Source organism: Ensifer sp. ENS02 (assembly GCF_014851885.1).
In the GTDB taxonomy this organism is placed as follows: domain Bacteria; phylum Pseudomonadota; class Alphaproteobacteria; order Rhizobiales; family Rhizobiaceae; genus Ensifer; species Ensifer adhaerens.
Map to the genome: position 1 here is coordinate 108,894 of NZ_JACVAO010000006.1, position 14,638 is coordinate 123,531.

Sequence of the window (14,638 nt, forward strand, 5' to 3'; positions counted from 1 at the left end):
TTCGATAAATGGTCCGGCTAGTCGCCTTTATAGTTGCCATGATGGCGATGTCCGGTATTGCCGGCGCCCAGAGCTTCCCCTCTGATATCCTGAATACGCCTATCGACGGCTCTGCCGCCTCGTGGATCATCCGCACCTTCGGTCTTCTGACCGTGCTGTCGGTGGCCCCCGGCATCCTGATCATGGTCACCAGCTTTCCGCGCTTCGTGATCGCCTTTGCGATCCTGCGCACCGGCATGGGCCTGGCGACCACGCCATCCAACATGATCATGGTTTCGCTGGCGCTGTTCATGACCTTCTATGTCATGGGGCCGACCTTCGATCGCGCCTGGCGGGACGGCATCGACCCGCTGATGAAGAACCAGATCACCGAGGCGGAGGCGATCCCCCGGATCACCGAGCCTTTCCGCGACTTCATGCTCGCCAACACGCGCGACAAGGACCTGCAGCTCTTCATCGACATCGCCAAGGAAAAGGGCCAGACGGTCGTCGTCGACGACAAGGTCGATCTGCGCGCGGTCGTGCCGGCCTTCATGATCTCGGAAATTCGCCGCGGCTTCGAAATCGGCTTCCTTATCATGCTGCCGTTCCTGGTGATCGATCTGATCGTCGCTACCATCACCATGGCCATGGGTATGATGATGCTGCCGCCGACGGCGATCTCGCTGCCGTTCAAGATTCTCTTCTTCGTCTTGATTGACGGCTGGAACCTCCTCGTCGGCAGTCTGGTGCGCTCCTTCAGTTAGAGCTGTCGCACGGAGAGTGCGCGGCGCGCTAGCGACGGCGACAAATCAAAAGCTCAAAGAGAAGACGCGCATCCCGAAAACCGCGATGCGCTTGCCCTCGGCGCATGGCGCTCCGGATCATCCGCGCCATCGGGCTTTGCGATCCTCGAAACGGGACAACAAAAAAGGCAGCGCCGCGGCGCTGCCTTTTGTCTTTCCGGGATGATCGCCGTTCAGCGTTCGAACGACCCGATGCGCGGCGGCAATGCCGGAACGTCGATGTGATCAGGTGCCAGTCCGCGCTTGGCGCGGTCGGCCATCATTTCGTAGCCCGTTTCCAGGTGCTGGCAGAAACGCTCCGCATCGAATAGCGGCATCCGGAACCGGTTCTCGTCCAGCCTCTTTCGATAGTCGGCGATCTTGTCACGGTTGTTGTAGAGCGCGACAGCTTCCTTGACATAGTCCTCCGGCCCCGTGGCCACGAGTTCCGGCACGCCGATGGCGTTCAGCAGGCTCTCGCTCACGCGTGAAGCGAAGTTCGTGCCCTTGAAGGACAGCACCGGCAGGCCTGCCCAGAGCTGTTCGGATGTGGTGGTGTGGCCGTTGTAAGGGTAGGTGTCGAGGCCGACGTCGGCGAGCGGAATACGATTGATATGCTCCTGGTACTGCGCCTTGTTGCACAGGATGATGCGTTTGGTGTCGATGCCGCCGCTCTTGAACTTGGCCAAGAGGTTCGCGCGCGCATCCTTGCGGTCGCACATGATCCACAGCAGGCTGTCCGGCGTTTGGCGGAGGATGTCGATCCAGAGATTGATCGTCTGCAGAGAGATCTTGCGGTTTGTGTTGAAGGACGCAAAGACAAACGCATCTTCGCGAAGGCCCACCATCTGCCGGGTGATGGAGATGGAACCGGCACGCGGCCGTTCGTAGGGATCGTTCGGCTGGTAGGTCTCCGGCAGGCGGCAATATTTCTCGCGGTAGAACGCCTTGCTGGCATCAGGAAGGACGTATGGATCGCCGATGATGTAGTCGAGATCGACGTTGACGGTCGTTCCGGGAAAGCCGAGCCATCCGACCTGGACGGGGGCCGCCAGGTGATTGAAGATCGAAACGCGACTGTCCAGCGTATGGCCCTTTAGGTCGACGAGGATGTCGATGTTTTCCTGGCGAATGACCTCGGCCACCTGTTCGTCGCTGAGATCACCGATCTCGACGACCCGGCCCCATTTTTCGCGGATCTCCTTGTCGCGGATCGCGTGCACGCTGCCGGTATGGCAAAACAGGGTTACCTCGAAGCGGCTCTTGTCATGCGCCATCAGCACCGACTTCAGAAGCTTCATCGTTGCGTGTTCGTCCCAGAAGTCTGAGGAGACGTAGCCGATGCGGATGCGTTTGTTCCAGCTGTGCGGCGCACTGCGGCGCGTTTCCGTCAGGCCCGTGGGAAATGGATTCACTTGGGCGCCGGCAAGGCGGTTCAGGCGTTCGTCGCCGCACCAGGTCGCATGATAATACGGCGCCTCGGCGGCGAGAAAATCGGTCTGCCCTGCCTTCAGCGCTTTCTGGATGTCGCGATCATGTTTCTCGACATCGGCAAAATCATTGGCTTCGCGCGCATAGACGAGATAGGCCGACCGCAACGTCGCGTTTTTCGGATTGTTGCGGAAGAGATTGGCGAGCGCATCACGATCCTGCAGGTCGTTGATCTCTGCGGTCAGCAGCTTGTAGGCAAGCGCGTTGTGCACGCGGTTGGTGCTGAGCGTCAGGGGCGCCTTGAAGAGGGCGAGGATCGCTTTTTCACCCCGCTTGAGGAAAATCGATGCAATGATGAAGGCGATGTCGGGGTCGGTCTTTGCCTTCTCCAGGAGCGGCAGGCCGATGCTCAGCGCCTCGTCTTCGTTTCCGTTGGCGAAGTATAGCTTCATTGCCTCCGTCAGGTAGTCTTCTGCGCGTGAGCCGCCGGCCTCGCCAGCGAGCTGGTAGGCGCGCGCCGCTTCCGGCTTGAAGCCCAGCTTGGAGAGTACCTTTGCCAGGAGCACATAGGTCTTGGAGTCGCGGTTAAGCTCCATCAGGGCGTTCAACTGATTGAGCGCGTCCGTGTACTGCCCTTTCTGGTAGTGACGGGAAGCTGTCGAAAAAATGGCTTGGGCGTTCACTCAGGGCTCCGTCGAAGTTGCGCGGCGACCGGCGCCGGCTTGCTAGACCTTGTTTGCCGTCGAGCCTACCCGGGGGAGCTTGCCTCAGGCATGAGAGATCCCGCGCTCGGCGGTGTCCGTCCGTGCCACATCAAGCGGGGCGAAAGCGTACCTGAACGCTGAGTTAAAGTCTTGTTAAGTATAGATGACCTCGGCTCGATTGCCCGATCGCGCTTAATCAATTTGCAAGCTTTGCCGGCGATAGTCCCTTTCACATGACGGGTTTGGTTTCTTCCGAGATAGTTGGAACCGAGTGGCATGAAGCCGATCCGCCATCACCGGGAAGTCCGGTATGTCCCCTAAATCGTCTAAAGTAATCAAGGGACACTCTAATGACGAGCATCATCACCAATTCTTCCGCCATGGGCGCACTCGCCACCCTGCGTTCGATCAACTCCTCGATGGAAACCACCCAGGAGCGTATTTCGTCGGGTCTGCGCGTCGGCACCGCGGCTGACAACGCTGCTTACTGGTCGATCGCGACCACCATGCGTTCGGACAACAAGGCCCTCTCGGCCGTTCAGGACGCCCTCGGCCTCGGCGCTGCCAAGACCGACGTTGCTTCGTCGGCCATGGAAAACTCCAAGGACGTCGTCGACGAAATCAAGAAGAAGCTGGTAACCGCCAGCGAGCCGGGCGTTGACAAGAGCAAGATCCAGAAGGAAATCAAGGAGCTTCAGAACCAGCTCGTGAGCATTGCCAAGTCGGCTTCGTTCTCCGGCGAAAACTGGGTTTACACCGACCCGAACAACGCTGCCGGCACGAAGTCGGTTGTCGGTTCGTTCAACCGAGACGCCAAGGGCAATGTCAGCCTGACGACGCTGCAGTACGACACCAACAAGAGCTCGCTGATCGAAGTCGACGCCTCCGGCAACTATGCATCGACGGCCGGCACGGGCCTGCTCTCCAGCAATATCTCCTATTCCGACACGACCGGCGCGACCGTATCGCTGTCCTTCAGCGTCCTGACGCTCGACATCACCAACATGACGACCGGCGCTCTGTCGCAGGCTCTGTCGGGTGTTGACTCGGTCCTGACCCAGATGACCGACGCAGCTGCCGACCTCGGTGCGCTCAACAGCCGTATCGATCTGCAGAAGGGCTTCGTCGAAAACCTCTCGGACTCGATCGAGAAGGGCGTTGGCCGTCTCGTCGATGCCGACATGAACGAGGAATCGACCCGCCTGAAGGCTCTGCAGACGCAGCAGCAGCTCGGCATCCAGGCGCTCTCGATCGCCAACTCGAACTCGCAGAACATCCTGTCGCTGTTCCGTTAATCGGCAGGTTGAGAAGGGCGGGTTACGGCCCGCCCTCGATGCAAGATACGAAACCGCGCTTCGCAAGAGGCGCGGTTTTTCTTTGTCGCCAATGCACTGAGAAATCTTCGAAAAGTTTCTGCGGATTTTAGGGTTCGTTAACCACGATGGTGTTTGTTGTAACCATCGAAACGACGGGTTGACCCGAACAGATTAAAGCGTCAGCAGGCATGAGGCTGACCGTCGTTTCCCGGTAATCCCGGAATGTCCCTTTCCATTCCATCTTTGCCAACAAGGGGCACTCAGCCAATGACGAGCATTCTGACCAACTCTTCCGCCATGGGCGCACTCGCCACCCTGCGTTCGATCAACTCCTCGATGGAAACCACCCAGGAGCGCATTTCGTCGGGTCTGCGCGTCGGCACCGCAGCTGACAACGCTGCTTACTGGTCGATCGCGACCACCATGCGTTCGGACAACAAGGCCCTCTCGGCCGTTCAGGACGCCCTCGGCCTCGGCGCTGCCAAGACCGACGTTGCTTCGTCGGCCATGGAAAACTCCAAGGACGTCGTCGACGAAATCAAGAAGAAGCTGGTAACCGCCAGCGAGCCGGGCGTTGACAAGAGCAAGATCCAGAAGGAAATCAAGGAGCTTCAGAACCAGCTCGTGAGCATTGCCAAGTCGGCTTCGTTCTCCGGCGAAAACTGGGTTTACACCGACCCGAACAACGCTGCCGGCACGAAGTCGGTTGTCGGTTCGTTCAACCGAGACGCCAAGGGCAATGTCAGCCTGACGACGCTGCAGTACGACACCAACAAGAGCTCGCTGGTCCAGGTCGATGCTACCGGCGCCTACGTCGCGAGCGGCACCACTGCAACGGGCCTGCTCTCCACCAACATCACCTACTCCGACACGACCGGTTCGCCGGTAACGCTGGGCTTCAGCGTCCTGACGCTCGACATCACCAACATGACGACAGGCGCCCTGTCGCAGGCGCTTTCGGGTGTCGACTCCGTCCTCTCGCAAATGACCGACGCGGCCGCCGACCTCGGTGCGCTCAACGCCCGTATCGACCTGCAGAAGGGCTTCGTCGACAACCTCTCGGACTCGATCGAGAAGGGCGTTGGCCGTCTCGTCGATGCCGACATGAACGAGGAATCGACCCGCCTGAAGGCTCTGCAGACGCAGCAGCAGCTCGGCATCCAGGCGCTCACGATCGCCAACTCGAACTCGCAGAACATCCTGTCGCTGTTCCGTTAATCGATCGACCGAACATGACGGGCGATCTTCGCCCGTCACTTCGAAAAGAAGCCGCACATCCCCCGTGGATCGTGCGGCTTTTTCCTTTTGCGCTCCGGTATTCCATGGCCGCCAGGCGTGCCGAATGCCGCCGGCATTCTTTCCATAGGTGACGGTACGCATCTTAACGCTTCGTCCATCTTCCCTTACTTTTGTTCACCTTTGTTACCGACTTCCTAACGACATTAACCATTTGTTAACTATGAGATCGTTACATATTGGTTAAGAGCGAAGGGTCGCCTCCAGGGCAAAACAGGGGCGATTCGCATGATGCCAGTCCCATCGCTGCCGGTAACACTCCGGAATGTCCTTAGGAATTCATTCGGGACAGGTGACCAATGACAAGCATCATGACCAACACCGCCGCCATGGCGGCTCTCCAGACATTGCGTTCGATCAACTCCGACATGGCGGAAGTCCAGGACCGCATCTCCTCGGGCTACCGCGTGCAGACGGCTGCCGACAACGCCGCCTATTGGTCGATCGCGACCACCATGCGCTCCGACAATGCCGCGCTCTCCACCGTTCAGGACGCCCTCGGCCTCGGCGCCGCCAAGATCGACACGGCCTATGCGGCAATGAATTCGTCGATCGAGGTCGTCAGCGCGATCAAGAGCAAGCTCGTCGCGGCGAGTGAGCCGGGCGTCGACAAGCTGAAGATCGACAAGGAAATCACCGAGCTCAAGAACCAGCTTATCTCGGCCGCCCAGTCCGCATCCTTCTCCAGCGAAAACTGGCTCTACAACGCCGCCACAGCTCCGGTCGGCACGAAGTCCGTCGTGGCCTCGTTCAACCGTGACGCCAACGGCAATGTGTCGGTCACGACGCTCGACTTCGACACCTCGCAGTCGATGCTGATCGACAAGCAGAATGCGAGCCGAGGCATCCTGACCAGGAACTACGACGCCTCCCAGCTCACCTCTCCGCCCGGCACGGCGGGCGCGCGCCTGTACCACCTGATCGGCGCACCGGCGACGACGCCGATCGGTACGACGGCGGAAGTCAAGCTGACCGCATCGACGACGCCTGCCGAAATGGCCGATATGATCAGCGTCGTCGAACGTATCCTCAACCAGCTGACGGACGCCGGCTCCACGCTCGGCGCCATCACCAAGCGCATCGAGTTGCAGGAGGGCTTCATCGCCAACCTGATGGATACGATCGACAAGGGCGTCGGTCGTCTCGTCGATGCCGACATGAACGAGGAATCGACACGGCTGAAGGCGCTGCAGACGCAGCAGCAACTGGGCATCCAGGCGCTCTCGATCGCCAACACCAATTCCGAAAACATCCTGCGCCTGTTCCAGCAGTAAGGCGCAGCGGCGGACAGCGGCCGGAACCGGCCGACGATCCGCCAAACTGAGCCCATCGCCCCGAATGCGGGTGACGGCACTTTGAGTTCTGCCACGTCGTCGGTCACGGCACCCGGTGGAAACGGTTGGACCGCGCTAATTGCCCTGGCGCGGTCCAACACATTCATTTTCGCACAAGTTTGACCGAATAGCCTTCCCTCGCAGTCCTGTCGGATGACTGCCGGCCAAAATGACCTTTGCGCCGCCGCCTGCATCAGATCGCTCCGGGAACAACCGACCCCGGATCACGCTGATGTACGTCAAGAATGCTGGGTCTGCCGTATCCGACGGTCGGGCCCGAGGGAGACATGTCAGCAGTGCCAGGAGCAATGGAAGTCCGCGCCAGGGAGCGCCGCCTCTCAAGCAGATGGGGATCGCCGCATTGCCGCAGGTCCGCTGCAGGGGGCCGGCCATGAGTGCAATGCTCTCCCGTTATCTCAAGGACTTCAGCGCACCGAAAGTCGAGCTGTCGCTGATGCCTCCGAAATATTTCCCCGATCTGGATACCGACTATGCCGATGGCGAGCGCCTCGGCGCGAGACCAGCCATGCCGGAAATCGATATCGATGCCGAACGCCGGCGCGCCTTCGCCGAAGGGCGGGCCGAGGCGACCGCCGAACTCGTCTTCGAACACGAAAAGCAGATAGCCGAACTTCAGGCGGCGCACGCGGCCGAACTCGAGGCGCTGACGCGGCGCTTCGAAGAGGAAACCGCGAACCGTCTCGCGCTGCGCATCGACGAAATGACCGAGGGGCTTGCCGTCGCACTCGGCGATCAGGCCGCCCGCGTGCTCGCGCCCGTCATGGGCGATGCCCTCATGCAGCGCGCCGTTGCCGATATGGCGCAGATGCTGCGCCAGGGACTTGTGGCCGGCGAAGGCTGCACCATCGTCGTCAAAGGCCCGGCGTCTCTCTTCGAGGCGCTGAAGCGCCAGCTCGGAGAAGACATGCCGTCCTTGCGGCACGTCGAATCTGACGATGTCGATCTCGCCGTCGAGATGGATGGCACCATCCTCGTGACGCGCATGGCCGCCTGGGCCGATACAGTTCGGAAAGTTCTCGCATGAGCGACGAAAACCACCACAACGGCAAGCACGAGATCATCATCGTCAAGCGCCACAGCGGCAGCCATGATGGTCACCACGGCGGCTCCTGGAAGATCGCCTATGCCGACTTCATGACGGCGATGATGGCCTTCTTCCTCGTGATGTGGCTGATCAATGCCGCCAACGAAGAGACGAAGGCGGCGATCGCTTCCTATTTCAACCCGGTGCAATTGACCGACCAGAAGCCTGCCGAACGTGGCCTGAAGGACCCGGCCAAGGATGCGCAGGGCGAAGAAACGCAGCAGCGTTCGAAGGTTGACGGCGAGCAGGAAAAGTCCGGTGGCTCGGCCAAAACCGGCGATCAGCTGACGGCGACGTCGGGCGAAGAGACGAAGTACTCCGACGCCGACTTCTTCGAAAACCCCTATTCCGTTCTTTCCGAGATTGCGCGCGAGGTCGGCCAGCAGGCCAACATCAGCGTCAAGGGCGAGGGCGGTGCGGCCCAGTCCGGCCCGGCCACCGGCGCCGATGGCGGCGAAGCCTATCGTGACCCGTTCGATCCGGACTTCTGGACCAAGCAGGTCGAAGTGAAGGACGCCGGCAACACGGCCGAAACCGTTGCCGCCCTTGCCGACAAGTCGACGAAGCCCGCAGGCGCGACGCCGGCCGTCAAGAAGTCTGAGGCGGACGCGTCGCAGGAGCCGCATGAAGCGGCCGACAAGCAGGCCGGTGACGGCAAGGACACCGATACGGGAGCTGGCAAGGACCCGGCGGACGCCGCAGCCGGCGAAAAGCCGAAGACCGAGGCCGCCGAGGCCGACGCCAAGGAGCAGGCGGCCGAGCTCCAGGCCGAGCTGAAGAAGCAGCTTGCCGGCGAGGCGGGTCAGCTGGCCGAGGGACTTGTCGTGACACCCGCTGAAGGCGGCCTGATGGTGACGATCAGCGAGCGGACCGATGCGCAGATGTTTGCCATCGGCTCGGCCGTGCCGCAGAAGGAACTGGTACTGGCGATGGAAAAGATCGGCCATCTGCTGGCTGAGCGTCAGGGCGCGGTTGCAATCCGCGGCCATACCGACGGCCGTCCCTTCAAGGATGGCACTTATGATAACTGGCGCCTCTCCGCCGCCCGCGCCCAGAGCGCCTATTACATGCTCGTCCGCGGTGGCCTGAAGGAAGATCGCGTCAGCCAGATCAGCGGCTTCGCCGACCGGCGGCTGCAGATCCCCGGCGATCCCTACGCCCCGGGCAACCGCCGCATCGAGATCCTCTTGCAATCGGCTCCGGGTTAAGCGCCATGCTGAGACGCCTGCGAACCGCTCTGATGGCCTGCTGTGTGCTGGCGACCCCCGTTTTAACCGGGGGTGCCAGGGCGAACGATATCGAGGAGCTCGCACCCTTCAAGATGATCCGGTCGCTGCAATATGTGCAGGACTCGGTCGTCCTTGGCGACCATTCGGCGATCGAAATGCAGCGCTTCATGCTGGGCGCCATCGACAAGCGCCTGCGTGCGGCCGACGCGGCGGTCTTCCGTGATCCGCGCAACGTCGATGCGGCGCTGGTCTATGCCATGAGCGGCGGCAATCCGGAGACGCTGAAGTACCTTGCGGATCACGATGTGGCCGGGAACTTCGATTCCCGCGTCACCGAGGCGCTGACGCAATATCTGAATGGCAAGGGCGGCCTGATCGTCGAGAGCCTGTCCAAGGCCGCGCCTGAGTACCGCAGCGCCCGCATCGGCCCTTATCTCTACCTCATCCTCGGCAACGCGACGTCGCAGCAGGATCCTGTGGGCGCGATGAAGTACTACGACTGGGCCCGTCTCGCGGCCCCGGGTACGATCATCGAAGAGGCTGCCCTGCGTCGCTCGGTTTTCCTCGCGGTTCAGGCGGGCGACGCGGACAAGGGCTTCCGCTATGCGCTGACCTATGCCCGCCGCTACCTGACCTCCCCCTATGCCAGCCAGTTCGCGGATGTCTTCGTCGAACTCGCCGTCGCCCATTTCGATGGCGGGGCGCAGGGGCGAATTTCGGAGATCCTGGGTTTCATGGACGCGCCGCGCCAGCGCGAAGTCTTCCTTCGTGTCGCTCGCCGCGCGGCGATCGCCGGCAAGCAAGAACTCGCAAAGCTCGCGTCGGAACGCGCCGAGGCGCTCGGCGCAGATGGCGCGCCGCAGCCGAAACTGCTTGCCAGCTTCTATGCCGGATTGGCCTCGGTACCTTCCAATGACGTGTTTGCTGCGACGGCGAGCCTGGCGGCGATATCGGATGCAGAGCTTTCGCCGCGCGACCGCGCCTTGCGCGACGCTGCAAAGGCGGTTGCGGACGCCGTCGTCCGGCCACCTGTCGGTGAAAGCCTCACGCAAGCGTTTGCGTCTAAACCCGATAGACCGGTTGAGGCGAACGCGTCGGCCGCAAGCGAGGAAACTGGCAGCGGCATGAGCCCCTTTGGAAGCGGGCAGACCCCGGCGGTTGCGCCGGAGACCGTGGCCGCATCCGGCGCTGACGAGGTGGCGGACCCGAAGCACGATGGCTTCGTGGCGAAAGGACGATCGAAGATCGAAGAGATCGACGCTCTCCTGAAGGGAGAAGACAAATGAGGGCTGAGGACACCCTGCGCATGCCTCCGACACCTGTCGGCACGGGAAGCGGACGAGCGGGCGGCAAGGAGCAGGCCGGTGGTGCATCGGCCGGCGCGTTTGAAGATGCCGTGGCCAATGCCGGGCGGCAAAGAAACAACGACCAGCCGGGTTCAGGCAAAGGCGGCAACGACGCCGCTGCCGGCAGCGACGCGGAGGCGGGAGCCTTGATCGACAAGGACAATATTGCCAAGGCCGCGGGCAGGGCCGTGACACGCAGCATCAGCCTTGGTCGCAACGACCAGTTCGACGAACACGCGCTGCGCGACCATTTCCAGGCGGCCGAGCGCGGCGTTGGCGGCAAACGTGCCGTCGACAAGACCGATCCGGCCAAATCGGCTGCCGTGTCCGATGATCTGGCTCAAGTGGAGGTCGATGAAGAACTCGCCAAGCGCATTGCCGCCTTGACGAAAGGCATTGGCAAAGCGCCGGCAGATGGCGCCTCGGTCGATGGCGACGTCCACGCCGGCGGCGAGGGCGCTGAAGCCAAGCAGACACCGACAGCGATGGACGATCTGCTGACGCTGCTGGGCGGTGCCCAGGCGACGCAGCCTCAGGGACAGACGGCGGCCGCGCGCCAGGCAGCGGATGGCCAGATTGAAGGCGCGGCGCCCGTTGCCGGTGGCAGCGAGCATGGCGCGAAAGCCGAGGCACAGGCGGGCGAGAACGACCCCGACCGGCTCTTCCGCTTCGCCCGGGCTGACGGCAAGGGACAGGCCGTTTCCATGAGCCTCTCGAAGGACGGTGATGCGGCGTTCGACGCTGCTCGTTCGCAAGCTTCCGCCAAGGTCGAGAATGTCACCGTGCTCGAGGCCCGGCGTTATCTCGGCATCTCGATGAGCCCGAACACCAGCGCCGTGGCAGACGCCATCGCCGGTGAGGCCACCACTTCCCTGCAGCCAAGTGCTGCACTCGGTCAGCCGGGCGCGTGGACGCAGGCCGGAAAAACGCTCAACACCCTGAAGATCCAGCTTCACCCGATCGAGCTTGGCCTTGTCACGGCCACGCTGCGCCTGAAGGATGACGAACTGCAGGTCGAGCTGAAGGTCGAGAACGGCGACGCCTTCCGGCAGTTGCGCGACGACCAGAACGACTTGGTCAAGGCGCTGCGCGCTCAGGGCTTTGCGGTCGATCAGGTGAACATCGTGTTCAACTCCGGCGGCGACACGTCGTCCGGCGGCGGGTCGCAGGCCCAAGCCCAGGCCGGGCAGCAGGGCCGAGAACGCGCCGATGGCAACGGCCAGGGACGACAGCAGCGACAGGACGACAGCCAGTCTTCGGCGGCGGAAAGGTGGGTTGGCAATGGCGGGACGGACGATGCGGCTGCCGGCACTGAGCGCTCTCGTACTGGTCACGTCTACATGTAGCGCTTTTGCCAGCGCGGACGCAGGCGTCTGCGAGCGCGAGATCATCAGCGCAGCGGCGAAGTACGATATCCCGGCCGGGATCCTCTATTCGGTCGGGCTGACCGAAACCGGCCGCAAGGGATCGCTTCAACCCTACGCGATGAACATCGAAGGTAAGGCCTATTTCGGCAGCAGCGAGCAGGACGTTCTGGCCCAGTTCGGCAACGCGCGGGCACAGGGTGCCAAGCTCATCGATCTCGGCTGCATGCAGATCAACTATTACTTCCATGGCGAGCATTTCAGCTCGCCGCAGGAGATGCTTGACCCGCGCAAGAATGTCGAATATGCCGCGCGCTTCCTGGCCAATCTCCATGCGAGGCACGAGACCTGGACAATGGCCGTTGCGCGCTATCACGCAGGCCCGAACAACGACCCGGCGCAGAAGAAATATGTCTGCCGGGTGATCGCGAATCTCGTCGCGACCGGCTACGGCAAGTGGACGCCGAACGCCACGCAGTTTTGCCAATAAGCAACCATCAATTGTATTGGCATCCCATTTGCCGCATTGTGGCGACAATGCGCGGACAATGTGACCGCAAGCGATTTGTCGTAGTCCGTTAACTTTTCCACATTATTTTAGTGCCGTCTTGGGGCGGGTGCTACTAGATATAGATCAAATCGGCGAAACATGGTTAATCAATTATTAATTCCACCCAGTAACTTCCTCTAGTTGTTCATGAATCCCTCGATTCGTACCTCTCAATCAGTGCGGAGCCATACTGATTCGGAGGCGGGCGAATGATCGTAGTGGTTGATGAAAGAGAGCTGGTGAAGGACGGGTACACGTCCCTCTTCGGACGTGAAGGTATTCCCTCGACGGGTTTCGATCCCAGGGAGTTTGGAGAGTGGGTAAACGCGGCTGCCGATTCGGATATCGATGCCGTGGAAGCGTTCCTGATCGGGCAGGGCGACACCACCTTCACGCTGCCGCGGGCCATCCGCGATCGCTCGATGGCACCGGTCATCGCGATGAGCGACACGCCGTCCCTCGAAAACACGCTTGCACTCTTTGATTGCGGCGTCGACGACGTTGTGCGCAAGCCTATCCACCCCCGCGAAATCCTTGCCCGCGTCGCTGCGATCCGCCGGCGCTTGAAGGCGATCGCCAACTTTACCGACATTGGTCCGATCCGCGTTTTTGCCGACGGCCGTGATCCGGAAATCAACGGCGATGTCTTCGCCCTGCCGCGCCGCGAGCGCCGCATTCTCGAGTATTTGGTCGCAAACCGCGGCCGTCGCGTCTCCAAGTCGCAGATCTTCAACGCGATCTACGGGATCTTCGACGAGGACGTCGAGGAAAACGTCGTCGAAAGCCACATCAGCAAACTGCGCAAGAAACTGCGCAAGAAGCTCGGTTTCGACCCGATCGATTCGAAGCGTTTCCTTGGCTACTGCATCGACTGGAACTGAGCGCCACGCCGATGGGCGGGCACTGAACCAAGACAGGTTCACGCAAGGCCCGCTTCCTAGTGTCGCCGTAACAAGGAAATGAGGATCCGATATGAGTCTCTATGGCAGCATGAGAACGGGTGTGTCCGGTATGAACGCCCAGTCGAACCGTCTGGGTACGGTCGCCGAAAACATCGCGAACGCCAACACGACCGGCTACAAGCGCGCCTCCACTGAGTTCTCGTCGATGATCCTGCCTTCGGGCGGCGGCAACTACAATTCCGGCGGTGTCGAAACGCAGGTGCGCTACAGCATCTCCCAGCAAGGCGGCACCAGCTATACGACGTCGGCGAGCGACCTTGCCATCAACGGCGGCGGATTCTTCATCGTCTCGGGCAATGGCGGTGAGAACTTCCTGACGCGTGCCGGCTCCTTCGTTCCCGACAAGAACGGCAACCTCGTCAACACCGCCGGCTTCACGCTGATGGGCTACGAGTACAAGGCCGGCGTCGATCCGACCGTTGTCGTCAACGGTTTTGACGGCCTGGTACCGGTCCAGCTCAAGGACGAGGGCCTGGTCGCCGCCGGCTCGACCAAGGGTACGATGGAAGCAAACCTGCCGTCGGGCGCGGCTGTCAACGATCAGTCGAAGACCTCGATGGTTGTTTACGACAGCCAGGGCAACACCCGCATCCTCGATTTCACCTACACCAAGACAGGTCCGAACGCCTGGGGCCTGAGCGTCGTCGATCGCACATCGGGCACTACAGTCGGTACCCAGACCATGACGTTCGACGCGGCCGGCAAGCGCATCGGCGCCGTCCCCGCGACGTTGACGACGACGGCCATCAACAACCTGCCCGGCACCGGCGCCAACCTTGGTGCGATCACGATCGACACCTCCAAGACCACGCAGCTCGGCGGCGACTTCAGCAGCACCGGCGGTGGCATCGACGGCAGCAAGCCGAGCAAAATGTCGGGCTTCGAGATCGACAAGGAAGGCATCGTTTACGTCAAGTATGGCGACGGCAACCTCATTCCCAAGTTCCGGATCGCGCTTGCGACCGTCCAGAGCCCGGACAAGCTGCAGCCGCAGTCCGGCAACGTCTACTCGCAAGGGGCGGATTCAGGCGTTATCGTCACCGGTTTTGCGGGCTCTGGCGCTTTCGGCAACATCCAGTCCAAGGCACTCGAAAACTCCAACGTCGATATCGCCAACGAGCTGACCTCGATGATCGAGGCGCAGCGCAACTACACGGCAAACTCCAAGGTGTTCCAGACCGCCTCGGACCTGCTTGACGTGCTTGTCAACCTGAAACGGTAATTGAAAGAGATACGG

General features: G+C 61.6%; 12 protein-coding genes. 11 read left to right on the top strand and 1 reads right to left on the bottom strand.

Annotated elements, in window-relative coordinates:
- Nucleotides 1–8: 8 nt before the first annotated feature.
- A complete protein-coding gene (fliP, locus tag IB262_RS14260; protein ID WP_034796894.1) occupies nucleotides 9–746 on the top strand; it encodes a flagellar type III secretion system pore protein FliP in 738 nt (245 codons plus the stop codon).
- A gap of 212 nt (nucleotides 747–958) precedes the next feature.
- Here the strand turns inward: fliP and IB262_RS14265 are convergent, their stop codons facing one another.
- Nucleotides 959–2,878, bottom strand: a complete 1,920-nt coding sequence (locus IB262_RS14265; RefSeq protein WP_348646537.1) for a glycosyl transferase — start codon at nucleotides 2,876–2,878, stop codon at nucleotides 959–961.
- A 371-nt stretch (nucleotides 2,879–3,249) separates the two neighbouring features.
- Here IB262_RS14265 and IB262_RS14270 point away from each other — a divergent pair, with 371 nt between their 5' ends.
- The 10 genes from IB262_RS14270 to IB262_RS14315 all read left to right on the top strand — a co-directional run bounded on the left by IB262_RS14270 (nucleotide 3,250) and on the right by IB262_RS14315 (nucleotide 14,623).
- Complete coding sequence (locus IB262_RS14270; protein WP_192356775.1) at nucleotides 3,250–4,194, top strand: flagellin; 945 nt, start codon at nucleotides 3,250–3,252, stop codon at nucleotides 4,192–4,194.
- 288 nt (nucleotides 4,195–4,482) lie between these two features.
- The gene (locus IB262_RS14275; RefSeq protein WP_192356777.1) at nucleotides 4,483–5,433 is read left to right on the top strand and encodes a flagellin; all 951 of its coding nucleotides are present in this window, start codon (nucleotides 4,483–4,485) and stop codon (nucleotides 5,431–5,433) included.
- 377 nt (nucleotides 5,434–5,810) lie between these two features.
- Nucleotides 5,811–6,785, top strand: a complete 975-nt coding sequence (locus tag IB262_RS14280; protein WP_034800723.1) for a flagellin — start codon at nucleotides 5,811–5,813, stop codon at nucleotides 6,783–6,785.
- Nucleotides 6,786–7,236: 451 nt separating this feature from the next.
- The gene (locus IB262_RS14285; RefSeq protein ID WP_060602188.1) at nucleotides 7,237–7,890 is read left to right on the top strand and encodes a hypothetical protein; all 654 of its coding nucleotides are present in this window, start codon (nucleotides 7,237–7,239) and stop codon (nucleotides 7,888–7,890) included.
- The gene (locus IB262_RS14290) at nucleotides 7,887–9,158 is read left to right on the top strand and encodes a MotB family protein (RefSeq protein ID WP_089044677.1); all 1,272 of its coding nucleotides are present in this window, start codon (nucleotides 7,887–7,889) and stop codon (nucleotides 9,156–9,158) included. The genes IB262_RS14285 and IB262_RS14290 overlap by 4 nt, the downstream gene beginning before the upstream one ends.
- Before the next feature lie 5 nt (nucleotides 9,159–9,163).
- Complete coding sequence (motC, locus tag IB262_RS14295) at nucleotides 9,164–10,465, top strand: chemotaxis protein MotC (RefSeq protein ID WP_034800729.1); 1,302 nt, start codon at nucleotides 9,164–9,166, stop codon at nucleotides 10,463–10,465.
- A complete protein-coding gene (locus IB262_RS14300) occupies nucleotides 10,462–11,871 on the top strand; it encodes a flagellar hook-length control protein FliK (RefSeq protein ID WP_192493679.1) in 1,410 nt (469 codons plus the stop codon). Before motC ends, IB262_RS14300 begins: the two co-directional genes overlap by 4 nt.
- Complete coding sequence (locus IB262_RS14305) at nucleotides 11,822–12,379, top strand: lytic transglycosylase domain-containing protein (RefSeq protein WP_162728772.1); 558 nt, start codon at nucleotides 11,822–11,824, stop codon at nucleotides 12,377–12,379. Before IB262_RS14300 ends, IB262_RS14305 begins: the two co-directional genes overlap by 50 nt.
- A gap of 269 nt (nucleotides 12,380–12,648) precedes the next feature.
- Nucleotides 12,649–13,320, top strand: a complete 672-nt coding sequence (locus IB262_RS14310; RefSeq protein WP_034800735.1) for a response regulator transcription factor — start codon at nucleotides 12,649–12,651, stop codon at nucleotides 13,318–13,320.
- 91 nt (nucleotides 13,321–13,411) lie between these two features.
- Nucleotides 13,412–14,623: a flagellar hook protein FlgE gene (locus IB262_RS14315; protein WP_034800738.1), complete on the top strand. Its 1,212-nt coding sequence runs from the start codon at nucleotides 13,412–13,414 to the stop codon at nucleotides 14,621–14,623.
- Nucleotides 14,624–14,638 lie beyond the last annotated feature (15 nt).